Raw genomic sequence first — 19310 nt, forward strand, 5'->3', positions numbered from 1 at the left:
TTTTTGATATAGATCCACACCATAATAAGTATCCCCCGGTATCCCAATGGCATGCTGGGAGTGGAGGGACTCCCTGGTGATCTAACTCATGGTAGACGTCGTCCTCACCCATCCCATCTCCTCCAGATAACGATAACAATTCAATGCGGTAGTCAGGCGAACCTCATTCACCCGAGCAAGCTGACGTAGAGACGGAAGCTTTTGTCCTGGCTGCACCTTTACCTGGCGAATATCTTCCATTAAATGATCAGCCATTCTCTTGTACCGCATCATACTCCCCAAACTCAATTAACCTTCCAGCCCCTTATTGGGCAGAAAGTAACAAACTGTATACTTTTTTTAATTGAAATCTGTATCTGTCCCTAACCTCAGAATGCACAGAAACTATCCCGATATCAATGGGACAGTAGTTATGAGATACAAAGATTTGAGCCTTGGAATTTTCGTGATGGCTATTTGGAGAGTCAACTTTATTGCCATTAAAGTGAGTACGACAAATCTCAATCCACTACTAGTTACCGCGCTGCGCTTCACTCTTGCAGCAATACCGGCCATTTTCTTTATTCCCAAGCCGCCCGTTGCCTGGCGCTATATCCTCAGCTATAGCTTGGTCTTTGGCACAGGTATCTGGGGACTTGCTACTTGCTCGCTTACTGCTGGGCTCTCTCTAGGTATGGCATCACTGCTGCTCCAGCTCAATGCAGCAATTAGCGTATTACTTGGCTGGCTGATCCTTAAAGAGACGGTCAGTGCACAAAAAATATTGGGAGCCAGCCTGGCAATCTTAGGATTATGGATTGCTTTCCTTATTGAGGATGGCAGTGTCAGCCCCTCGGGGTGGTGCTAGTGATTCTGGCAGCAACTTGCTGGGGTATCAGTGGTCTGATTGTCAAAGCGGCCAATACCAAGGAGGTTTTCGCTTTTATTGTTTGGAGCCTTCTGTTTGCTCCCATCCCTTTACTGGTTCTTGCGTTGGCTCTGGAAGGTAAAGAGGTTTTAAACAACCTTATTGAAATTGATAAGCTTACCCTAGCCTCAATTCTATTTCAGGCTTGGCCCACCACCTTACTAGGCTATTGGATTTGGAATCGTTTGGTTGTCACTTACCGTTTATCAACTATCGCTCCTCTTACCTTACTGGTACCAATTTTTGGTCTCCTAGCTAGCTGGCTTGTTTATCAAGAGCCTCTGGGGATAGTGAAAATCTGTTCAAGCTTATTGATCATTTCTGGGCTCATTGCGGGAGTCATAAAGTGGGATAAAGTGAGATTGAGCAAAAAGAAGCAAGCAAATGTGCCCATAAATATTCAATAAGGTTTTAGAGTAAGTGCGGATTGGGCCTCCCAACCCGCCCTCACCTCCGCCACCTAGGGCAAACAAGAAGGCGTAGTAAAGAAGTATTTTACCTCGTAATCACTACAATTCTCTGTTGCACAGAAGAAACGATAATTAGAACCGAGATTCCCCACTAATATACTCTCTCCTGTAAACCTGTAATCTAGTTTGGAATCAGCCAAGCGACCAACAACATTTACGACATCTTTTACTTCACAGGTATTGGAGATATTACCTGCCGCTTTGTGTTCATTAAAACTTTCGTAGTCAATGCCACCAGAGGAGGGGTTGTCATTATTGAGCCATTCCGTTGCGTAATAGCCAGCATTGATCAAAGAACTGGAAAGCTTGTGCACACCCAAAGCAATAACTTCATCCCCTTGGCGCCCATGGAAAGCAAATATCTGCTGGGTAGAGGTAGAAGAATAGCTCTTACAGGAACCCTGCTGCATGCCACCTGAAACTGTCTCCCCTGTACTGGAAGTCAGTTTTAAATAATAAATACTACCGGAACTGTACTTTTCATCATCCCAGCAGATTTTAACATCATCGAGATATTCACCACTGGCGGAGTCAAAACTAAGGACAGAGCCCATTGAGCCACCATCTCCGTCACCATACTCAATGCAAAGTTCATGAACGCTCGCATTTGCATGGCTGACAGCCTGCTGGAATTCATAACAAGCCTTTAACCCATCAATACGACTTCCAGAGCGAATTTGTACCGATTTCAAATTCATAGTGCCGCTACCAAGCAGTTTACGCTTGATTAAATCGATGGAATCAAATGCAGAACCACCAGTGCCACCAATCGCATCCTTTTTGAGGTAACCATAATCAGAGTAAGCATCCTGGCTGGCAAGCCAAAAATCCTCAAATACCTTATAATAATTTACCCAAACCGAAGTTGTTATGCCCTTAGTATTTCTTTCAGCATAGAGTTCAGTACTTTCAAGGGCATTATAAGGCATACCGTATTGATAGCCCTCTGCAGCACAAGCGCTATAGCCATCAGCCCAGGCACCGGTGGACTCACTGATGTGCCAATTCCTATTAGCATCTACACACGCAAATACACGGATCGTAGAGCAATCATAATCTCTAATCTCCCCATCATTAGTTAGCCAACTACAACTGTGCTCGGTACCCGGTCAGTCATCTCGCCAAGACCAAAGGTAATCTTCAATTTGTGGAGCTTTGGATGCTCCAATGGTTGTTGCATTGGCTTCAACTAAAGCCAACTCTATCAGCTGGTAACCTGCCTGTGCTTTTTCTTGGACGGTATCACCATAAATTTTGATATCGTTCTTACTGTACTCCGTAGTCGCATCCAGTACGACACTGAAATTTCCATTTTTATAGTGGGTGGTAGCGCTGCTATTACCATCAGAATCCACTGTCAACTGGCTGGAATTTTGAGCCAAAGGTTCATTGGAGGTTAGATTGCCAGCAGCATCCATTTCATCTACGCCAATCCAGACATTCCTTAAATACTTGCTTGTTTTGGATTCATCATGATAATCGCAAAGATTATTATCCCCTGTGTGCGGATACTCTCTAGGTACCTGAGTAAAAAGAATAATGTTTCGCCCTGTATCCAGCACATCTTGCTTGCTTAAAGTTTGCACTGGCAATGAAGCGCAATCCCCTTCCGCGTAACCCCAGTCAGTTGGCTTGAAAACATAGTCCCCCAGGCGACTCTCAATCTTTTCACCAATTTTGTTCCTAAAATTCTGATGATAATCTGAATCATAAGCTTCTAATTTTATAAATAACACTTCATCCTGATTATCCTCAAGAAAATCTGTGATCTCATCAAAGCCATCCCCGAGAGTTGCCGCTGTGCCTACCATGTATATGCACATAGTGGCCTCTTCAAGTCCCATGTGACACATGTGTGGAGTAGAACTAAACGTGGATGAAGGGTAGGTATCGTACTCCACTAAGCGGATACCACGATGGAACAGCTTCTCAGGGGCATACCATTGATTAACATCGGTATATACTCCTTGATCCCACTGGAAAGAAGCATAGGCATTATGTGCCCCTGCCCATAACGTTTTTGACAACGGTGCCCTAGTATCAATTTGTCCCTGCAAATCCAACCGATGCACCTTTGCATCCCCTGAATCAATTTCTCCAGCAGCCATCATCGATGCTGAGATTCCCAGTAAAAAAATAGATAATGAGTTAATTATTCTTAGCATTATTTATCCCTGACAGATCGTTTGTTAGTGAAAACACAAAATACAGAGTGTCTCTCCAGTTTTTCGGGGGTTTACTAGCGCTGGCGATTCAATAGGAAAATTACCCTAAAAGACCGCAGTAAAAGTGAATCCTTAACGTTACTTAACCATTCCATAATGCGTACACATTTTTGGATAGGAGGGTTGAGAGGTAACTTGAAAATTATAACTCTGGATCTTTCTTATTTTTTAACTATTACTTCACACACCTAGTAGCTGCTCACAGTCAATCTATAAAGCTATTTTTCATAAAATTTCACAATAGGCACAAATGAATTAGCGCTGAACGCTATCATTTAGGTATGATTGTAAAGTTTCACTTTTACTTCTGAACGTCCCATCTGGATGAATGTTACCCCCCGAGGCAACACTGGATTCAGGCAGCATTTCCAACACATGGATGAAAAAATAGACGAAGCTATAAGCGTCCAACTTTTTCCAATAGAAATACCCTACCGTCAGTACCAAGCCATAAGATACGGAAAGATCATGGCCTATACCCTTGACAGCCAATTCAGCCAAGCAATCAAGCAATTTAGGGCTTTACTGGAATCCATAGAGCCAATAGAAGTAGGTGATGTGGCCACAAGACGTGAGGTTGGTGAGCATGTTCTCAGAGAGGTATTTCAAACCCATCCCATGCCAACCGATGTATCAATAGAAGATTTTCTGGTAAAGCTGCCCGATGAATCCAGCATCATATTGCGATGGTACTGTAAACAAAACTCAACGCCGGGGTCAGCGGTACTCTACTTACATGGTGGGGGCTTGATCTTCAATGATGTAGGAATATACGACCGATTAGTCGCAAACTATGTCTCAAAGAGTGGGGTGCCATTTCTCTCAGTGGATTACCGCAAAGCGCCAGAATATCCTTTTCCAACCCCCATTGAGGATTGTTACTCGGCATTGTGCTGGCTCCATAAGAATGCCAAATTGCTGCAAGTAGACCCCAACAGGTTAGCTGTTATGGGCGATAGTGCTGGTGGAGGGCTGTCTGCGGCACTGACCATCTTAGCAAGGGACAGGAATGGCCCTTCTTTAGCAAAACAAATTCTTATATATCCAATGCTTGATGACCGGAATACTGTTGAGGACCCAAAGCTGGCTCCCTATGTACTTTGGACTAATGATGACAACCTTACCGCTTGGCAGGCTTATCTCGGAGAAACAATGGGTACAAGTAAAGTAACCGCTGTTGCCGCTCCAGCTCACTTAAAAAACGCGGAAGGATTGCCCTCCGCATATATTGAAATTGGGGAATTGGACATTTTTCGCAATGAAAATATTGAATATGCACGCTTACTCGCCAATGACGAGGTAAGTACAGAGTTCCACTTGCGTCCAGGCGTTAATCACGCATGGGAGGTATTTGCACCTACAATCCCAATCTCCATTAGAGCCATGAATGACCGTATTCGGGTTATTCAATCTGTTTGAACTCAATAGATTTTGCTGGGGAAATTAAAGGCTTTTCTCTTTATCTTTAGCTTGAAACCAAAACTCGATTTCATCTGTATCCTCTTCAAATGAGGCAGCATGTTCAGTATTTGCTGGAACATGGTACCAATCGCCAATTCCAAAGCGCTGAACAGCACCATTCATACTTAGTATCAACTCGCCTTTCGTAATCACCCCATAATTATCAGTCGCATGCGTATGATCTGGAATAACCGTTCCCGCCGGATATGATGCAAAAAGAACATCACTTCCTTTTGCCTCCAACTTGTAGGCATCAAACCGACCATCATAAAGAGGTAGCTGCTTAATTCTATCTGGATAACTTCCTGACATTCTGGATACACTCCATGTATTAAACTTTGAGCCTCGCTCCCGCAAATAAAATATTAGCCCAGGATGATAAAAAGCGCACCATTCGAAACAAAGTAACACAAGACATTAGTGGTTGTATCTAACCTATGGAGAAAAAATAGTTAATCAAAGAGAGGCAAAAGCTTGATAAAGCAAAACCCAAACAAACACTAGAGAAGCAATTATATTGACATATTACAGCAACCACCTTAGATGCAGCGAATTGCCTTTCTATTTTATTCTATCGTGTTTTAATTTCTATTGAGAATTCCACCCCCTCCAATGACTGAAGGTAATCAGGATTTTCAGGATCGTTTATTAGCTTACCACTAAAAGAGACATTCTCAGCCTTTTGCTGCGTCTCAAAAAGATTAGGCAATGTGCTTTTTCTGGAGAAATCATACTTCTCAACTGAAGATACGCCCTTCTCGAAAGCTGCACTGATATCTATCGGCCTAGAGCTTTTTTCAGTCGCGAGAGCGCTTTGAGGGCCATGTTGGTTATCAGGAGTTTCAGTGTGATCTTCCACACTTGAAATATCATCTTTAGATAGCTCAGAGGAACTAACAAAGTCCTGTAATTGTTTTTCCTGCTCCAGCGTCCCCTCAACGACCTCTTCAGTACCAAGCCTAGCTTCCCCCCCAGATTCAACTGAAAGTGACTCGGACCTGCCACATGAAGCCAAAATCAACAACAAAAGGGCCACTAAAAAATATTTAAACATAATTATTAGCCTAGAGCTCACAGCTTAGAATTCTTTACAAAACCAGTGGGTCTATATCTAGGGTTCGGTACACATCTATAATGACCCTATCTTAGCATAAGTCATAATTCGATCAGCAGAATACAGTGAGTCTAGGAGGTTATCCTAAATATCACCTTTTTGAAAGGTAGTTGTTCTCAATACCTGTGCAAAACGTTAACAGACAGTCAGAATATTGACTATGTAGATATCACAAGACCAACCAGATTATATACTCTTCTGCAATATATGCATTTCGATAGAATTCCAGAGGGAATAGCCATCTCAGCCACTCCGATCAAAACACTAACAACCCTACCAACAATATAATTTATGAATAAGAAAAATAAAAATTAAATCAAAAACTTCACTAAAAGCCACTTGGAAATAAATATTATTGCTCAAATTATGCCTGAATTGTCGGCAGGCTACTTGGGTGACACAATGAAGACCTGGCAACTTACACTCTTTACACTTCTATTGTTAGCCACAATTGGCATCACAATTTATATCTACAATCATCGCTTTACTGAAAAAACTAAGTTCCATAGGATAGCGGTTACTGAAGAAGCCATTATCTATGAAGCCCCCCTCAAGGATAAAGAAACCATCAACATCCTAATTTTGGATGGTGGAGGGGTTCGAGGTCTTATCCCACTATATGTTCTTCAATATATTGAACGTCAAGTAGGCAAGCCTATAAATGAAATATTTGATGTTTTCAGTGGAGTATCCACCGGAGCTATTATTGCTACAGGAATCAACATTCCCATGAAACAACTACGTGAACAATATGGTGACTACGGCTCAAAAATAGACCTACTGATAAAACTTTACAAATCTGAAAGTAAATATTTATTCTCAACACCCTGGTATCATAAAATATTGACTGGAGCTGGAATGTTTTCACCGAGGTTCATGGGAGATCGACTCCATCAAGTTTTAAAATTTCATTACTCAGAAAGCTTAAAATTTACTGATTTAGAAAAACCAGTCATTGTGCCTTCTCTTGATATCTACACTGGAAGGGTACATCTTTTTAAAAATTATGGTGAAGAAATTGCTGAACTCCCTTCAAACAGTGTCTATCAGCTAGTGGTTGCTGCATCCAGCGCGGAAGGGGTATTCCCTCCTGTAGACTTTATAACATCAAGCAGGGACCTCAGTCATCGATATTTTGCAGATGCCGCGGTATCAGAAAATGATCCGACCAGCATGATATTACTGGACATCATTGAAAAATACCCAAATAAAAATTATTACATACTTATAATGGGATCGGGCACCCCGCCTCTACGTAGCGCAAAGGATAGTTATCAAGACATAAAAAACTGGGGACGACTGCAATGGTTTCCTGACCTTATCACAGATGTACAACGATCTATGGATACGCAGCAGCTCTACGCTCTAAGAATTGCAAAATTATTATCTCCAAAAGGGAGGATAGAATTTGACTACTTAAACGTAAAAGTAAACAATCCCAAAGTCGGGATTTTTGACTACGAATCAATCGATTCATTAAAAATTCATGCAGATAGATTAATAGAAGAAAATAAGCCGGAAATTGATCAAGCCATTGAACACCTAAAGGAGAGATCAGAATAGAATGGGCTAAACGCCTATACTTTCGATCCCGCTTGAGCCAACAGCCTACCTGTTTATACTTTCTTACCACTAAAATTATGGCTGTCCCTTACGAGGAGCAACAGGATTTTCCATCTTTTTGAACCGGTGGGCATGCAACCGTTCCATAGGAGCAAAATACACAGCAATCGCCTTTCTTGGGACTTAATAGCTCTCCACAATTCTTACACTGATAGAACCATTGGCATGCATCAATCGGCATAGTTTCCGTATGATCATGACCACATAAAGGGCAGGTGATCCTGGAAGTTAAAACCTGCGTACTCTTTGTCATATCAATCCCTATAACGCTTATGACTTAGGCTATAAAGACAAGTCCAGAGTTTCTCAAGTAGCAATTTGATAAGAATATTTAAATAGAGGCTATTAGTATCTGCGTTAATTCCTCAGGCTTATCAATCATTACATCATGTCCACATTGAATAGAGTTGGACTGCCATCCGCTATCCCGCTGTACCATTTCATAAAATGGCTTACCAATTCCCGGAGTCCACCCTGTTGCATAGATATAAATGCGATCAGGAATTAGTTTCCAAGCCCCCTCCAAAAAGATTGGTTGCTCAAAGGTCTTGAGGGGCTGGTCTATACAGCGCCTATTAACCCAGGCCTGATCATGAATATTTACTCCAAAGTTTTTAGCCTGATCTGGGGCTACCAGAAAGCCTTTATCTGTAGACCTAGCACTTTCAAGCAAGGTAGAACTTATTTCCTTAGGTAAGAGTTCTAAAGTGCATAGCCCGCTCTCCGGCACCAAAGCATCAAGATAAACAAGGGTGCGGACATTACTGGGTACCTTATCAGCAACACCGGTAATGACCATTCCCCCATAGCTATGACCACATAAAATGATGTTAGAGAGTTCTTCCGATTCAATGACACCAAGAACATCCTGAATATGTGTGTCCAGGTCAATCTTATCATTTAAAAGATGAACTCTCTCTCCTAGACCTGTTAATGTGGGAGCAAATACTAAATGGCCAAAATTACGCAAGCGATCCGCAACCCGCCGCCAACACCAACCTCCCTGCCAAGCGCCATGTACCAAAACGAAGGTTGCCATCCGTTGCCACCTTTATGTACGTAATGAATTTATATGTAATAACCGACCAAAGAGGCTGGTAAGAAATGACTTGAAAAGTAGCATTTCACGCTGTCAATACTAAGGAAATGGGCCACCTATATTCAACCGCCTCCCTCTCATTATATGAAGCGGTTGAGAATGTTTAAGTTACTCACATGAGCTCTGCTCCCAGTACTGGGGTGCAGCAGTGGGAGACCACCAGTTTGGCCCGTAGGTGGAAGTATATACCTGGCCCTCAAAAGTTACACGATCACCAGACTGATAGGCCTCATCGCCTGCGTAGGGCTGCTGAAATTCCGGACAGGAAGCTGCCGAGTCGCCCTCTGTACTGGTATTGTCATCAGAATTGTTATTAGAGGTATTACCTGATCCCGTATCAGAATCGCTGTTTGATTCACCCCCTGCCGTTTCACAAGTGGTTTCAATCCAAAGTGATGGCACCGAGCTTGGAGACCACCAATTGGGCTCGTGTTTGGATTCGTAAGCGATACCATCGAAAATAACGATATCCCCAATCGCGTAACCCGGATCACCAGCGTAGGGCTGCTCAAATACTGCACAAGAGGTAGTCCCAGTATTCCCACTACCCTCGGTGTTTCCAGTATCATCTGAATCATTGTCATTGGTATCTGAAGTACCATCCCCCTGATCAGCACTAAGTTCGTACCCAATCTCAACGTTTCTCAGGCCACTATTTTCTAGCAGATAAATACTATTAATACCGTACAAGGGTTCAAAGCTGCTGCTACCATCATAATCACCAGCTCTAATACTGGTTTGCTCTCGGTTAATCAATTCAGCCAAGTCGTGAGACCAATTTTCTGCGATCCCTTGCTCGCTTGAGGCAATCTCCAGAAGTGTAGAATAAGAGCTATTTTCACCGGAGCTATCAAACACACGGGTATATACCTTGTCTCCAATATTTAAGTCTTGTGTTGGATTAATTGTGCCTACAGCACTCCACGCAGTATTGGTAACATTATCACCATCAAACTCAACATCGATAACGTTATAAAAAGCATTCACTGTATCACCAACATCCCAAACAGCGAGTATGACATGGTAACCCTCACGATCTGGAACCTGACACTCATGTGTCATATTTGTTGGAGGTTGCTCATAGTTTCCATCCACTTCACAGAAGGGATCAAGATCAAACTGATCACGGGTTAACGACGCGTTAGGATTCCAGTTTTCTTTGGTAATATAGTATTTCCAATCCCTGGTTACATGGTTCGCAGTGAAGTGCCATTTAAAGGTTTGCCAACCAGAACTGATATAATTCTTAACCCAGCGATCAGAAGACTGTTCATTTAGCTCTGACCAAGAGCTATTCCCCGCACTGGCAATCTGCCCATCAGCGGGTCCACTTTCCGGGAAGCCTTCATTACCCTCTACACTTTGTGGTTCCCACTGAACTGCACCGCAGTTTATATTCATCTCTCCAGAGTCGAGAGGATATTTACATAGTGTCCCACGTGCGGATGCAACCCCGCCATCAGCAGCTTCTACATAACCATGGCCAAGTACATTAGCGCTAATTCCAGTTAAAACTACAGCCATTAATGTATGACTAAAAAAAGGTTGTTTAAATACAGAAGCTAATTTGGTTTTTCGGTAAATCATATCTTTGCCTGTTATTCAATCTTGTCCGATGTCCTTCCCCAGTTAAGCTAGATCCTTCACTTACCGAAGCAGGTTTTACTTCAGAAGTAGCGTTAGCGACAAAGCTATGGACCGCCACTGATTAACACGGTTCCTAGAAACCAAGCAAAAAACCATTTAGATCGAAAATAGAACCCTGCTCTCACTAAAATTCATTAAAAGCAATATAAAACCACTTAAAAAAGCCAAGAGAGCATAAAAAACTGAAATTATGATTCGAATTCACAATGCCTTGATAAAATTAATGAACACTAACGACAATTACGGCCAGATTTTTGGCGCAAAAAAACAAGCCAATAAAAAACAAGGAGCAGTAGCCATGTTTTCCATATTTCCTGCACAATTACGCTGTAAAATGTCCAATTGTGGAAGCCCATCTATAGTTATCTTCTACCCGCAAGCACAATAAATCCTAGTGACTGACAAGCAAACCGCGCACAAAAAGATATTTCACAACTCTATTTTGGTCCAATTCGAACCAGGATATAAATAAAATCTGAGCGAGCGCATCTATGTATAGTTGAAAGTCTGCTAGTGTAAATAAATAGAGCTATATAACGTCAATTGCACTCTGAAAACTCTGTCTTCTAAGTGAAGGACCCAAAACCACTAACCGAAACCACACGCCTATACTTTCGAACAGGAAGGACATTATCTCCACCTTAAAAAACTGAAAGCACTCACCAATAAAATCCCAAGCAATATTTCTCTTTCAATTTGTAATTAACTGATATTGATCAAGGTCACTGTGTGATGTACGGTTATATTGTTGCTGACCAAGTAGTCAAATAATTGATAATTATCCGATAAGGAGGCAATGTTATGGCAGTTCAGCTAGGTGGTAATTATGCTGCTTATCGATTCAGACCGGAATGTACCTGGGTGACAGGCACCAATGCAGGAGAGCTGCGTTCTGATGGTTATGGTTCCTGTGTGGGGCTAGTACTCTATAGCGGCGCCCCTAGAAAGATTGGTGTAGTCGCTCATTTTTCAGGATCAATGCAAGCTCCGCAGGTAAGAAATGATGCCCTTGAGATAATGGCAGCAGTCTGCCCTATTGCACCGGGAAGAAAGTGGCGGGGATGGGTTTTTGGTGGCGTATCACTCAATGGTAGCTCTTCACATCAGACCATGCTTGGAAATGGATCTAGCTTGACACACACACGAGCGCTAGTTGATACCGTACGTGGCGTGTTGGAATTTAATCGCATGTTTGATGTTAATTTTAATATTACGAATATGGAAAGATTTAATTTCACTACCCAGGGAGTTTTCACTGAGATGACTTTACGTCAAGGTGGAAATTATGTTGGACATCAGGGTGTTAAGTTAGATCTCGCCAGCGGAAGAGTAACCTGGGATGATCTCAATCATGGTTCAGGCAACTCGAAAGCCAACAAGATGATTAATTCTATGTTTTGACCTTCAAAATTTGACCTGGCAGATATCTCACCACTGCTGTCAGGTCAAACCTTTCAGACCCACTTTTTATGAAGATGCCCACTTTATGAGAACATCTTTTACCCTCAAACTCTTGCCTTATAACTTTTGCAGAATTCAACATAATAACGCGAAGATATCAACAGATAAAAAGCTGCAGATGCGCTTATTATCAACCAAACATTTGATATAAAGTACAAGCTCCATAAGTATGCCAAAAATGGAAAAGTAAATATAATTAACTTATGAAAACCAGCTTTTGTTATATGAAGCCCTGCATATATAGAGACCAAAACTGATAAAGATGCACATACTAAAAGCAGTGAAGAAGACTGTAATGTCTGCATTAATAAACCCAGTAGGATAAAAACTATCAGCCCAAACCAACGGGTGTTAGGCTCAAGGGCTCCCATACTGATAGGCGCAGCCATATAACTAACAATATGGTACCCTGTTACTATTACCATAAGTGCTGCCCAACTATCCGCATTAGCCAAAACAATAGCTGCCAATACCCAGTTAACTAGAATGGATCGTCTGGAAATATTGTGCACTGGATCTAGCACCGCTAGCCAGCGAGGCATTTGCCCTACCTTGGCCATCGCAAATAAAATCCTTGATGAAGCTCCAAGGTACGTATATCCAGAAGCTGAGGGGCTAGTGATACTATCTGCAAGTAATATTAACGCCAAAAAGTGCAGGCCAAGCAGAGTGGCTAGATCTAACAGTGGTGAAGCAAAATTCAACCCCTGCCAGCCACCATTCTCTATCAACACCTGATGTGGAACGGCCTCCATAAAAGCAAATTGCAATGACAAATAAACCAAAGTAATGATTACTATCGATAGTGTTATAGCCAAAGGGATATTGCGTTTAGGATTTTTGATTTCACTAGCAAAAGCAATACTTACTTGAAATCCATTGTAGGAATAGATCAAACCTGCACCAATAATGGCTGAAAAGGCACTATGGAACTCAAACTCCTGACTGGAAGGAAGAGAAAAATTTGAGCCTATGTGATTTCGGGTAAAAACTACAATGAGTAATACTGTCAGAGCAAATAGTGGAGTAAAAATCTTGAGTACAGTTACAATATTATTGATTTTAGTTAGCCAACGAATACCATAAAAATTAATCAGTAGATATAGCGCTAAGATGCTAAGGGCAAGTAACTTTCCCCAAATCGTAAGACTATGACTTTCAATCAATAAAGAAGAGCCAATAGCAGAAGAAAGATACTGTGTAGTAGCCTGAGCCTCCGTTGCAACAACCATTAGAATGCCAAACCAATTGGCAAAGGAGAAAGGCATACCAAAGATACTGTTATAAGAAAAAGCACAGGCTTGAGCTAGCGCGCCTCGGACCGGATAAATCGACACGACACGCGCAAGACACAAACCTACCATCAGAACTAAAGCTGCAGCGAGTATCCACGCCATAAATGCCCAGTTACCTGCATATCTAGCTGTTAATTGGGAGCTAAACAGCCAGCCCGAACCTATCATGCAAGTAGCACTGAGCAATGTTGCGCTTAGTAGCGTCGCTTTTTTCTTACCACCCTTCTTATGATGCATGTTTGGTAGATTTTTATAATTTATATTTTGAGTAGATCACCATTTTACCAATCGAAGCATATCAATAGTTCTTATTCACCTGCCTGACTAAAAAACACACACAAGCTTTTGCAACTACTTATCTACAGTTCGCAGCATCCAATAGTTTTTTCGAACTTATATAAAATTACCAGGTTCATAACCTCTAAGAAGTTTTAAAGCCTAATGTTTAACTATTTGTCCTAGATATTCTGTGGTTAACAAATTCAATACCGATCAATTGAAGCACCTAGTATACTGTTTAACTATCAACCGACATCAAATAAGAATCATTCGTCGTGCAATGCCTCTAAACGGCATAGAATTCATCATTTTATCTACTGATATATCTATTTTTTCTATCTTCCTTTAGCTCACCCAAAAGAAAAATATATTTGATTAATCGATCTATACCTGTACGAACATATTGCAAGTGCATTAGAGTCACAATGGATAGCAAATAGATTTTGGGGAACTCACCTGCATTGGCCTACGTTGGATTGAAGGCTATAAGTAAGCACCAACAAAAATAAAGCCATCATCTTAATAGTTATAAAACTATAAAAACTGGCAGCTCATATAGCAATGAAATACTATTTATTTAACTATCTGCAACTGTTTCAATAGATCGGCATACAAGTTTATCTTTTGTTTTAAAAATTGTGAGATCACCACTTTAAATTGATTATTCAAGACAGTGAAGTATTGTAAGGTTCCTCTGAAAATTATTAAGTTATTTTTCAACCAATTAATATCAATCAAAGATTGATTCAACTTCCATTTAAACATCTTCCCTAACTTGATATTTCAAGGAAATTAAATGCCTAAACACACAAAATAAAAAAACATAATCCCTCACTTTTGTTTAGCATTAGATTTCAAACATTCTTAAAAATCTAAAACTACAGCTATCGAGAAATTTATTAAGATAAATGGGTATACAAACAAATAATTATGTAAAACCTTGCACAGAATCAGTACATTTGATTGCTAAATGGCACATCCCCAAAAAATTATTGAAGAAGAAGAGGATTTCCTATCAAAAGCATAAACACGATATAGCCAACCAACAGATAGACTACGAAGCTATCTAATAAATTCTGAGCTTTTCACCATCCTGTCTTGTGCTGCTTCCTATTTTTCCTCTGCCGGCAAGTAAGATCCAATCCATAACTCACTAAATAATCTCGTCGAAAGTTAGGGGCAGTCACTTTAGAATTTACAAAGCGACCAATTTCTGTACTTCAATGCATAATATGAATTAGGATGCAATAAATTTACTTCAGCTAATGAGTTAACGGTAATCCGTAATAAAATGTCTTCGCAGCCGACTATTACCATCTACTTTGTATCCTAACTCCGAATAGTTTCTCAACTTCAGCCCTCATTTTCTTGCTGTAGAAAAGCTGTAATCGGAAATGATGCCCCATTTCAAACAGAAACCTTTGATTAAGTTGTCCCAGAAACTTTCACCGCCCCCTAAACAAGTACCTTGCTCTTCCTATAGTTAGTGCCTTTTCCAGCAAGTGCTCGATGGGGATAGTAGTAAAAAGAAGACATTTCCATTGGGCTCAGGATGGAAAAAAGTCATAATATGCTTTCTAGCCGATAAGTGAGCTTTGGGCCTCTGTTAAGCGAAGAAAGGCAGAGTTTGATCATTTCCAATGATCACCTGTTAATCCTGACTTGAATCGACTCTCAACTGTCGGTCTTATTTTTATGTGAATACGTGAGACCAACCAATTTAAAATTATGTAATAGCTTTCAACAATCAAAGGTATCAATTAAAATAACTAAAATAGATTTAAGAAGCATGGAAATAGCTTTTTGAAATAAGGGTTATAGACACCTCTTTAAACACAATATCTGATACACACCCTAAATGAAATACTCCATAGCATTTTTTCCACATTGAATGTTATAAATTTAATGATGACCTATAAGGAGGCCTCCAATCCTTCTAATGACAAACTAAGCTTATTTAGAGCTTTGAAATATGGTTTACTTATAACTGAGATATTAGCTCACACACGTAGAGAGATCTAATGCAACTTTTCAGAAAGATAAGGATTAATCTATTTACTCCAGTAAAAACTCCAAAAAGTTTTGTACAGCAGTTTTTAAAGGAGCATGATACTGTAACAACATTAATGGTTTATCGCTTTAAAAAATATGGAAAGAAAGAACTTACGAGTTGCTTGAGCACACTTTATGATTTGGTAGGGCTAACTTCTGCTCCTCACTCTAAGTCTTATTATCTTTCTCAAATAAAACAATTACAAAAGCAGGCAACCAAAAACTCAAGTAGGAATTTTATTTATAGAAACCTAGAAAAAATGAGGATCCCAATTTACATTCATTTCAGTGAGAACAGCACAGACTTCATTATTGATCACGAATACTTCTCAGGATATACAGGGCTGCTGGTTGTTAAATGTGCAAAACATCTATTACAAGGCAATAAAGCTAGATCCGAAAAGTATTATTTAAAGTTAAAAAGGCTCTACCATGGGAGTAGAAATCGCTCTCTTTTGAAGTACTCAATAGATTTCCTCAAGGCCTTATTTCTCATTGCTGGACTACTTTTGTACAACAAGAGGGACCCTAAAACAAATCCTTTTCACCTGAAAGGGTATAGAAATACAAAAAGCGATCTTGGCGATATTGTAATGATATCAGCTAAAGTGAGAACTGAAGAACCTTCTCTTGAGGATATCACTGAAAAATTCATTGTTTCTTTTACAGAATTAATGGGCAGAAAAAAAGCAAACATACTAATAACACAGGAATTTACACAAAATTTACCTAAACAACACATTATTGAGAAAAGAATCGGTAACACTGCGTGTGGATTTAACTTTTCCTTCAGTACACTAAATAAATCTGCCCGTCAGCAGATTCATCTATTAAAGAAATATGATATAGCCTATTACGGAATGGTTTTACTTGATGCTCTTGGAGTGGAAAAAAAATTTGACCGGCTGATAAAAGAAGACTTTATGCTGGGTTACTTGCCTATTGGGGATGATGAGTGCATCGCGGTCTATTCAATTGCTAGAGATACTTTGAATTTTACTATCAATAAATGTGACAAGGGGTATTGGATATACACCACAGCCAATAAAGCGGCCTTTGATATAAAAAAAATAATCTTTTTCTTAAGGCAATTCTCACTTGAATGTAATGTGGCGGACATCTAATGGCTTGAGGCGTATTTTTCACGGGTATTGTGAATCATATCTTATTAAGAACCAGTAAATTTCTATTTTGATATAATTCTAGATTCCAATAAAAATATATCAGGAAGAATTATAACTACCTCAGACAATTAAAAATCAGTTAATCCAAATCGCCTGAACTCACGAGTACTAAACTCATAGTATCCGTTAATTTTCTTGCAAATGTACTGATAGTTTGGATTATTTAGCTTTTCAGTCTTTGAAACTGACTCGTCAACTTTCTCAGCCGGTGCAACCTTATCTTGATGATAAACAACTGCTTTATCTGCAAAAATTGGCTCAATATTTAATTCACTGATAATTCTGTAAGCCATATCAATATCATCATACCCCCATGTACCATCATAAAATTCGTCAAACATTCCCACTTTGATAATATCTTCTTTTTTATAGATCATATTACAACCATAGAAATGGCCCCAGGGTTGCTCCGTATCAGGTAAGTCTTCTATCTTACCTATCCTTCTATCTTTTGTTAACCCATAATTCGATGGGCTTTTAAATCTGGGGCAGGCACTTAGATGTAAATCAGTGCCGTCGATCATATCAACCTCAACGTCCTTGAAGTGAAGGAACTCCCTCAACCCTGTCATACAGATGTTCTTCCCCTTGTTATTAATTATATTATTAACCCGCATTAGGTAATTGGAGGATGGGATGCAGTCGCTATCTGTAAAAACACACCAGTCATATTTAGAAATCTTTACTCCTAAATTTCGAGCAGAATTAAGGGCAAAAGGATTATCTAAGATCTGGCGATAAAGTAAGGTTAAATTCAACTTGTCTTTGTATTCCTTATAACAAGAATAAATACCTGAATCACTTGAATTGTTATCGACAACAATAACTTCGAAATCTTCTTTTGGATAATTTTGGACAGAAAACCCTTTCAGCATGTTGCGCAAGAGACCCGAATTATTATAACAAGGGGCGATTATGCTAAATCTAGACTTCATAATATCAATCGTTCCCTTGTTACCATTAAGTTCACTTTCACTACATAATGCTCAATAAAATATTTAAGCAAATTTAACTTCCTCCCTGTGGCTGTAATTCAGAGATTTACCTTATGGGTAAGCTCCCATTCTCGCCTATCATCCGTGTACGCATAATGATTATCAAGGTGCCAAATTCTTAAACAATATTATTCATTGGGATCTTACTTGTGCAGTAGTATAAACATAATATTTGCCTACTCAAGATGAAATTCATGCAGCTTGACAGCTAGCGATCTACAATAGAGTCGGGCTTGTACACAGATCAATTCAGATCACAACCTATAGATATTCACTAGTGTTATATCCATGAATACAGAAACCAACATTTCGCCTTTCAACTATAGATTGCATCTCAAGAATTTAGGGGTTCACATTCTTACCCCTTAAAGGACAATCCGGCATATATCAAGAGGATGTTGATTTTTTATATCACAATTATTATGAAATATTAAGTAATCATGATCAAACTTGCCCTAATACACAAAGGGAGTCTAAGGCCACAGTTATTATTAGTAATGAAACCCATATTTAACATTAGCATTCATACCAATGATTCGAGAATACCTATGAGTAGTCGCCCACTAAATAAGTGTTAAATTTCACGCAATAAAGAGCCTACATTTCATTAGCCGAAACCAGGCTTTAACATGTATTTCCCTCTTTTGTATTGTACAAAATCTACTTTTAGGGAAAGTGACTAACACCATGGACTGTAGACTTTCCACAATCAATAAGCTGACAAACAGAATATATACATGCACTCAGTATTTTTTAATGACGAAATAAATTCTTACTATGGTGCCAACATTCCCCCCTTATCCTGCCCACCCTACACGACTTTACTTACGCTTAAAGCGCCCTGATTTCTTTACGGTGTTCCACTTCACTTCTATAGATTCTAATTCATCATGTTTTTCTACACAGGTAGAATCAGAACATGCCTAGTCAGGGATTACCTGCTCATACTGAAATTTAAATCTCGTACTTATTGGCAGCTATTGTATCGGCGCTATGTGTTAGCCCGCCAGAATCCTATAAATCAACATCCAACTTTACTTCAATATACCTGAATTTTTTTGTATTACGTTGTTCAGGATCACGCTTCTTCTACTTACTCTGTGGAAGAGGATACCAATAAGTCGAACCCCTAACATTTTAAAAAATGCATTCAATGCCAATACAACTCTCAGAGGATACACAAGTAGTGTCTCTCTGGCCCGGTCGTTAATAAGTAAACACTCAAATTTCAGCTCCTTCTATAAAGTGGGAACATTCAACTGAGCAAGAAAGTTCCCCCACGAGTTTTAACTTATACTATGATTCGCCAAATCTGACTTAATGTATAAGTCATACATACCCCAGCAGGAAGACAAACAATACCCCATCAGAATAAAATTATTCAAAAAACCCAAGTAGAGGTTCGAGCAGATTGAAAAATATTCTAGGGGTTGTAAGGGTACATAGGTTATAGGCAGCATTTCACGAATGGCCACAACCCTTCGAAAAATCTTTAATA

The 19310-nt window shown here is 39.8% G+C and carries 16 protein-coding genes; 6 read left to right on the forward strand and 10 right to left on the reverse strand.

Annotation, left to right across the window (positions count from 1 at the left end):
* Positions 1-81: 81 nt before the first annotated feature.
* Positions 82-270 (reverse strand): GntR family transcriptional regulator, encoded by a 189-nt coding sequence (locus tag ACJJIC_RS16785; RefSeq protein WP_445357471.1) that lies wholly within the window; start codon positions 268-270, stop codon positions 82-84.
* Positions 271-412: 142 nt separating this feature from the next.
* Between ACJJIC_RS16785 and ACJJIC_RS16790 the strand changes: the two genes are divergently transcribed.
* Together ACJJIC_RS16790 and ACJJIC_RS16795 are read left to right on the forward strand one after the other, a co-directional pair.
* Positions 413-847 (forward strand): EamA family transporter, encoded by a 435-nt coding sequence (locus ACJJIC_RS16790; RefSeq protein WP_444909190.1) that lies wholly within the window; start codon positions 413-415, stop codon positions 845-847.
* Positions 847-1314 carry an EamA family transporter gene (locus ACJJIC_RS16795; RefSeq protein WP_444909189.1) on the forward strand — a complete coding sequence of 156 codons (468 nt, stop codon included), beginning with the start codon at positions 847-849 and terminating at the stop codon, positions 1312-1314. Before ACJJIC_RS16790 ends, ACJJIC_RS16795 begins: the two co-directional genes overlap by 1 nt.
* Before the next feature lie 53 nt (positions 1315-1367).
* On the opposite strand, the gene ACJJIC_RS16800 is transcribed toward ACJJIC_RS16795, so the two are convergent.
* On the reverse strand, positions 1368-2306 hold the full coding sequence (locus ACJJIC_RS16800) for a jacalin-like lectin (protein ID WP_444909188.1): 939 nt from the start codon (positions 2304-2306) through the stop codon (positions 1368-1370).
* A 180-nt stretch (positions 2307-2486) separates the two neighbouring features.
* Complete coding sequence (locus tag ACJJIC_RS16805) at positions 2487-3542, reverse strand: PI-PLC domain-containing protein (protein WP_445357472.1); 1056 nt, start codon at positions 3540-3542, stop codon at positions 2487-2489.
* Between the two features lie 435 nt (positions 3543-3977).
* Here ACJJIC_RS16805 and ACJJIC_RS16810 point away from each other — a divergent pair, with 435 nt between their 5' ends.
* Complete coding sequence (locus ACJJIC_RS16810) at positions 3978-5021, forward strand: alpha/beta hydrolase (protein ID WP_444909186.1); 1044 nt, start codon at positions 3978-3980, stop codon at positions 5019-5021.
* Between the two features lie 24 nt (positions 5022-5045).
* Here ACJJIC_RS16810 and ACJJIC_RS16815 read toward each other — a convergent pair whose 3' ends face one another.
* Together ACJJIC_RS16815 and ACJJIC_RS16820 are read right to left on the reverse strand one after the other, a co-directional pair.
* The gene (locus tag ACJJIC_RS16815) at positions 5046-5375 is read right to left on the reverse strand and encodes a cupin domain-containing protein (RefSeq protein ID WP_444902696.1); all 330 of its coding nucleotides are present in this window, start codon (positions 5373-5375) and stop codon (positions 5046-5048) included.
* 259 nt (positions 5376-5634) lie between these two features.
* Complete coding sequence (locus ACJJIC_RS16820) at positions 5635-6117, reverse strand: hypothetical protein (RefSeq protein ID WP_444909185.1); 483 nt, start codon at positions 6115-6117, stop codon at positions 5635-5637.
* Positions 6118-6579: 462 nt separating this feature from the next.
* Here ACJJIC_RS16820 and ACJJIC_RS16825 point away from each other — a divergent pair, with 462 nt between their 5' ends.
* Positions 6580-7740: a patatin-like phospholipase family protein gene (locus ACJJIC_RS16825; protein ID WP_445357473.1), complete on the forward strand. Its 1161-nt coding sequence runs from the start codon at positions 6580-6582 to the stop codon at positions 7738-7740.
* An 88-nt stretch (positions 7741-7828) separates the two neighbouring features.
* Here ACJJIC_RS16825 and ACJJIC_RS16830 read toward each other — a convergent pair whose 3' ends face one another.
* From ACJJIC_RS16830 to ACJJIC_RS16840, 3 genes are all read right to left on the reverse strand, one after another.
* Complete coding sequence (locus ACJJIC_RS16830) at positions 7829-8053, reverse strand: GDCCVxC domain-containing (seleno)protein (protein ID WP_444884319.1); 225 nt, start codon at positions 8051-8053, stop codon at positions 7829-7831.
* A gap of 78 nt (positions 8054-8131) precedes the next feature.
* A complete protein-coding gene (locus ACJJIC_RS16835) occupies positions 8132-8839 on the reverse strand; it encodes an alpha/beta fold hydrolase (protein WP_445357474.1) in 708 nt (235 codons plus the stop codon).
* A gap of 168 nt (positions 8840-9007) precedes the next feature.
* Complete coding sequence (locus ACJJIC_RS16840) at positions 9008-10486, reverse strand: lytic polysaccharide monooxygenase (RefSeq protein WP_445357475.1); 1479 nt, start codon at positions 10484-10486, stop codon at positions 9008-9010.
* Positions 10487-11347: 861 nt separating this feature from the next.
* On the opposite strand from ACJJIC_RS16840, the gene ACJJIC_RS16845 reads away from it, so the two are divergent.
* Positions 11348-11947: a hypothetical protein gene (locus ACJJIC_RS16845; RefSeq protein ID WP_444902701.1), complete on the forward strand. Its 600-nt coding sequence runs from the start codon at positions 11348-11350 to the stop codon at positions 11945-11947.
* Between the two features lie 104 nt (positions 11948-12051).
* Here the strand turns inward: ACJJIC_RS16845 and ACJJIC_RS16850 are convergent, their stop codons facing one another.
* Entirely contained in the window at positions 12052-13539 is a 1488-nt protein-coding gene (locus tag ACJJIC_RS16850; RefSeq protein WP_445357476.1) for an APC family permease, read from the reverse strand.
* A gap of 2063 nt (positions 13540-15602) precedes the next feature.
* On the opposite strand from ACJJIC_RS16850, the gene ACJJIC_RS16855 reads away from it, so the two are divergent.
* Complete coding sequence (locus ACJJIC_RS16855; RefSeq protein ID WP_445357477.1) at positions 15603-16757, forward strand: hypothetical protein; 1155 nt, start codon at positions 15603-15605, stop codon at positions 16755-16757.
* Between the two features lie 128 nt (positions 16758-16885).
* Here ACJJIC_RS16855 and ACJJIC_RS16860 read toward each other — a convergent pair whose 3' ends face one another.
* Entirely contained in the window at positions 16886-17752 is an 867-nt protein-coding gene (locus ACJJIC_RS16860) for a glycosyltransferase family 2 protein (protein ID WP_445357478.1), read from the reverse strand.
* Positions 17753-19310 lie beyond the last annotated feature (1558 nt).

This window comes from Microbulbifer mixtoriginis (SeqCode) (genome assembly GCF_052468275.1).

Bases quoted from the DNA above. Each gene is read 5' to 3' on its own strand.
- ACJJIC_RS16835 (WP_445357474.1), bottom strand. From the start codon at position 8,839: ATGGCAACCTTCGTTTTGGTACATGGCGCTTGGCAGGGAGGTTGGTGT.
- ACJJIC_RS16805 (WP_445357472.1), bottom strand. From the start codon at position 3,542: ATGCTAAGAATAATTAACTCATTATCTATTTTTTTACTGGGAATCTCA.
- ACJJIC_RS16850 (WP_445357476.1), bottom strand. From the start codon at position 13,539: ATGCATCATAAGAAGGGTGGTAAGAAAAAAGCGACGCTACTAAGCGCA.
- ACJJIC_RS16855 (WP_445357477.1), top strand. From the start codon at position 15,603: ATGCAACTTTTCAGAAAGATAAGGATTAATCTATTTACTCCAGTAAAA.
- ACJJIC_RS16830 (WP_444884319.1), bottom strand. From the start codon at position 8,053: ATGACAAAGAGTACGCAGGTTTTAACTTCCAGGATCACCTGCCCTTTA.
- ACJJIC_RS16825 (WP_445357473.1), top strand. From the start codon at position 6,580: ATGAAGACCTGGCAACTTACACTCTTTACACTTCTATTGTTAGCCACA.
- ACJJIC_RS16810 (WP_444909186.1), top strand. From the start codon at position 3,978: ATGGATGAAAAAATAGACGAAGCTATAAGCGTCCAACTTTTTCCAATA.
- ACJJIC_RS16860 (WP_445357478.1), bottom strand. From the start codon at position 17,752: ATGAAGTCTAGATTTAGCATAATCGCCCCTTGTTATAATAATTCGGGT.
- ACJJIC_RS16840 (WP_445357475.1), bottom strand. From the start codon at position 10,486: ATGATTTACCGAAAAACCAAATTAGCTTCTGTATTTAAACAACCTTTT.
- ACJJIC_RS16800 (WP_444909188.1), bottom strand. From the start codon at position 2,306: ATGCCTTATAATGCCCTTGAAAGTACTGAACTCTATGCTGAAAGAAAT.
- ACJJIC_RS16820 (WP_444909185.1), bottom strand. From the start codon at position 6,117: ATGTTTAAATATTTTTTAGTGGCCCTTTTGTTGTTGATTTTGGCTTCA.
- ACJJIC_RS16815 (WP_444902696.1), bottom strand. From the start codon at position 5,375: ATGTCAGGAAGTTATCCAGATAGAATTAAGCAGCTACCTCTTTATGAT.
- ACJJIC_RS16790 (WP_444909190.1), top strand. From the start codon at position 413: ATGAGATACAAAGATTTGAGCCTTGGAATTTTCGTGATGGCTATTTGG.
- ACJJIC_RS16785 (WP_445357471.1), bottom strand. From the start codon at position 270: ATGCGGTACAAGAGAATGGCTGATCATTTAATGGAAGATATTCGCCAG.
- ACJJIC_RS16845 (WP_444902701.1), top strand. From the start codon at position 11,348: ATGGCAGTTCAGCTAGGTGGTAATTATGCTGCTTATCGATTCAGACCG.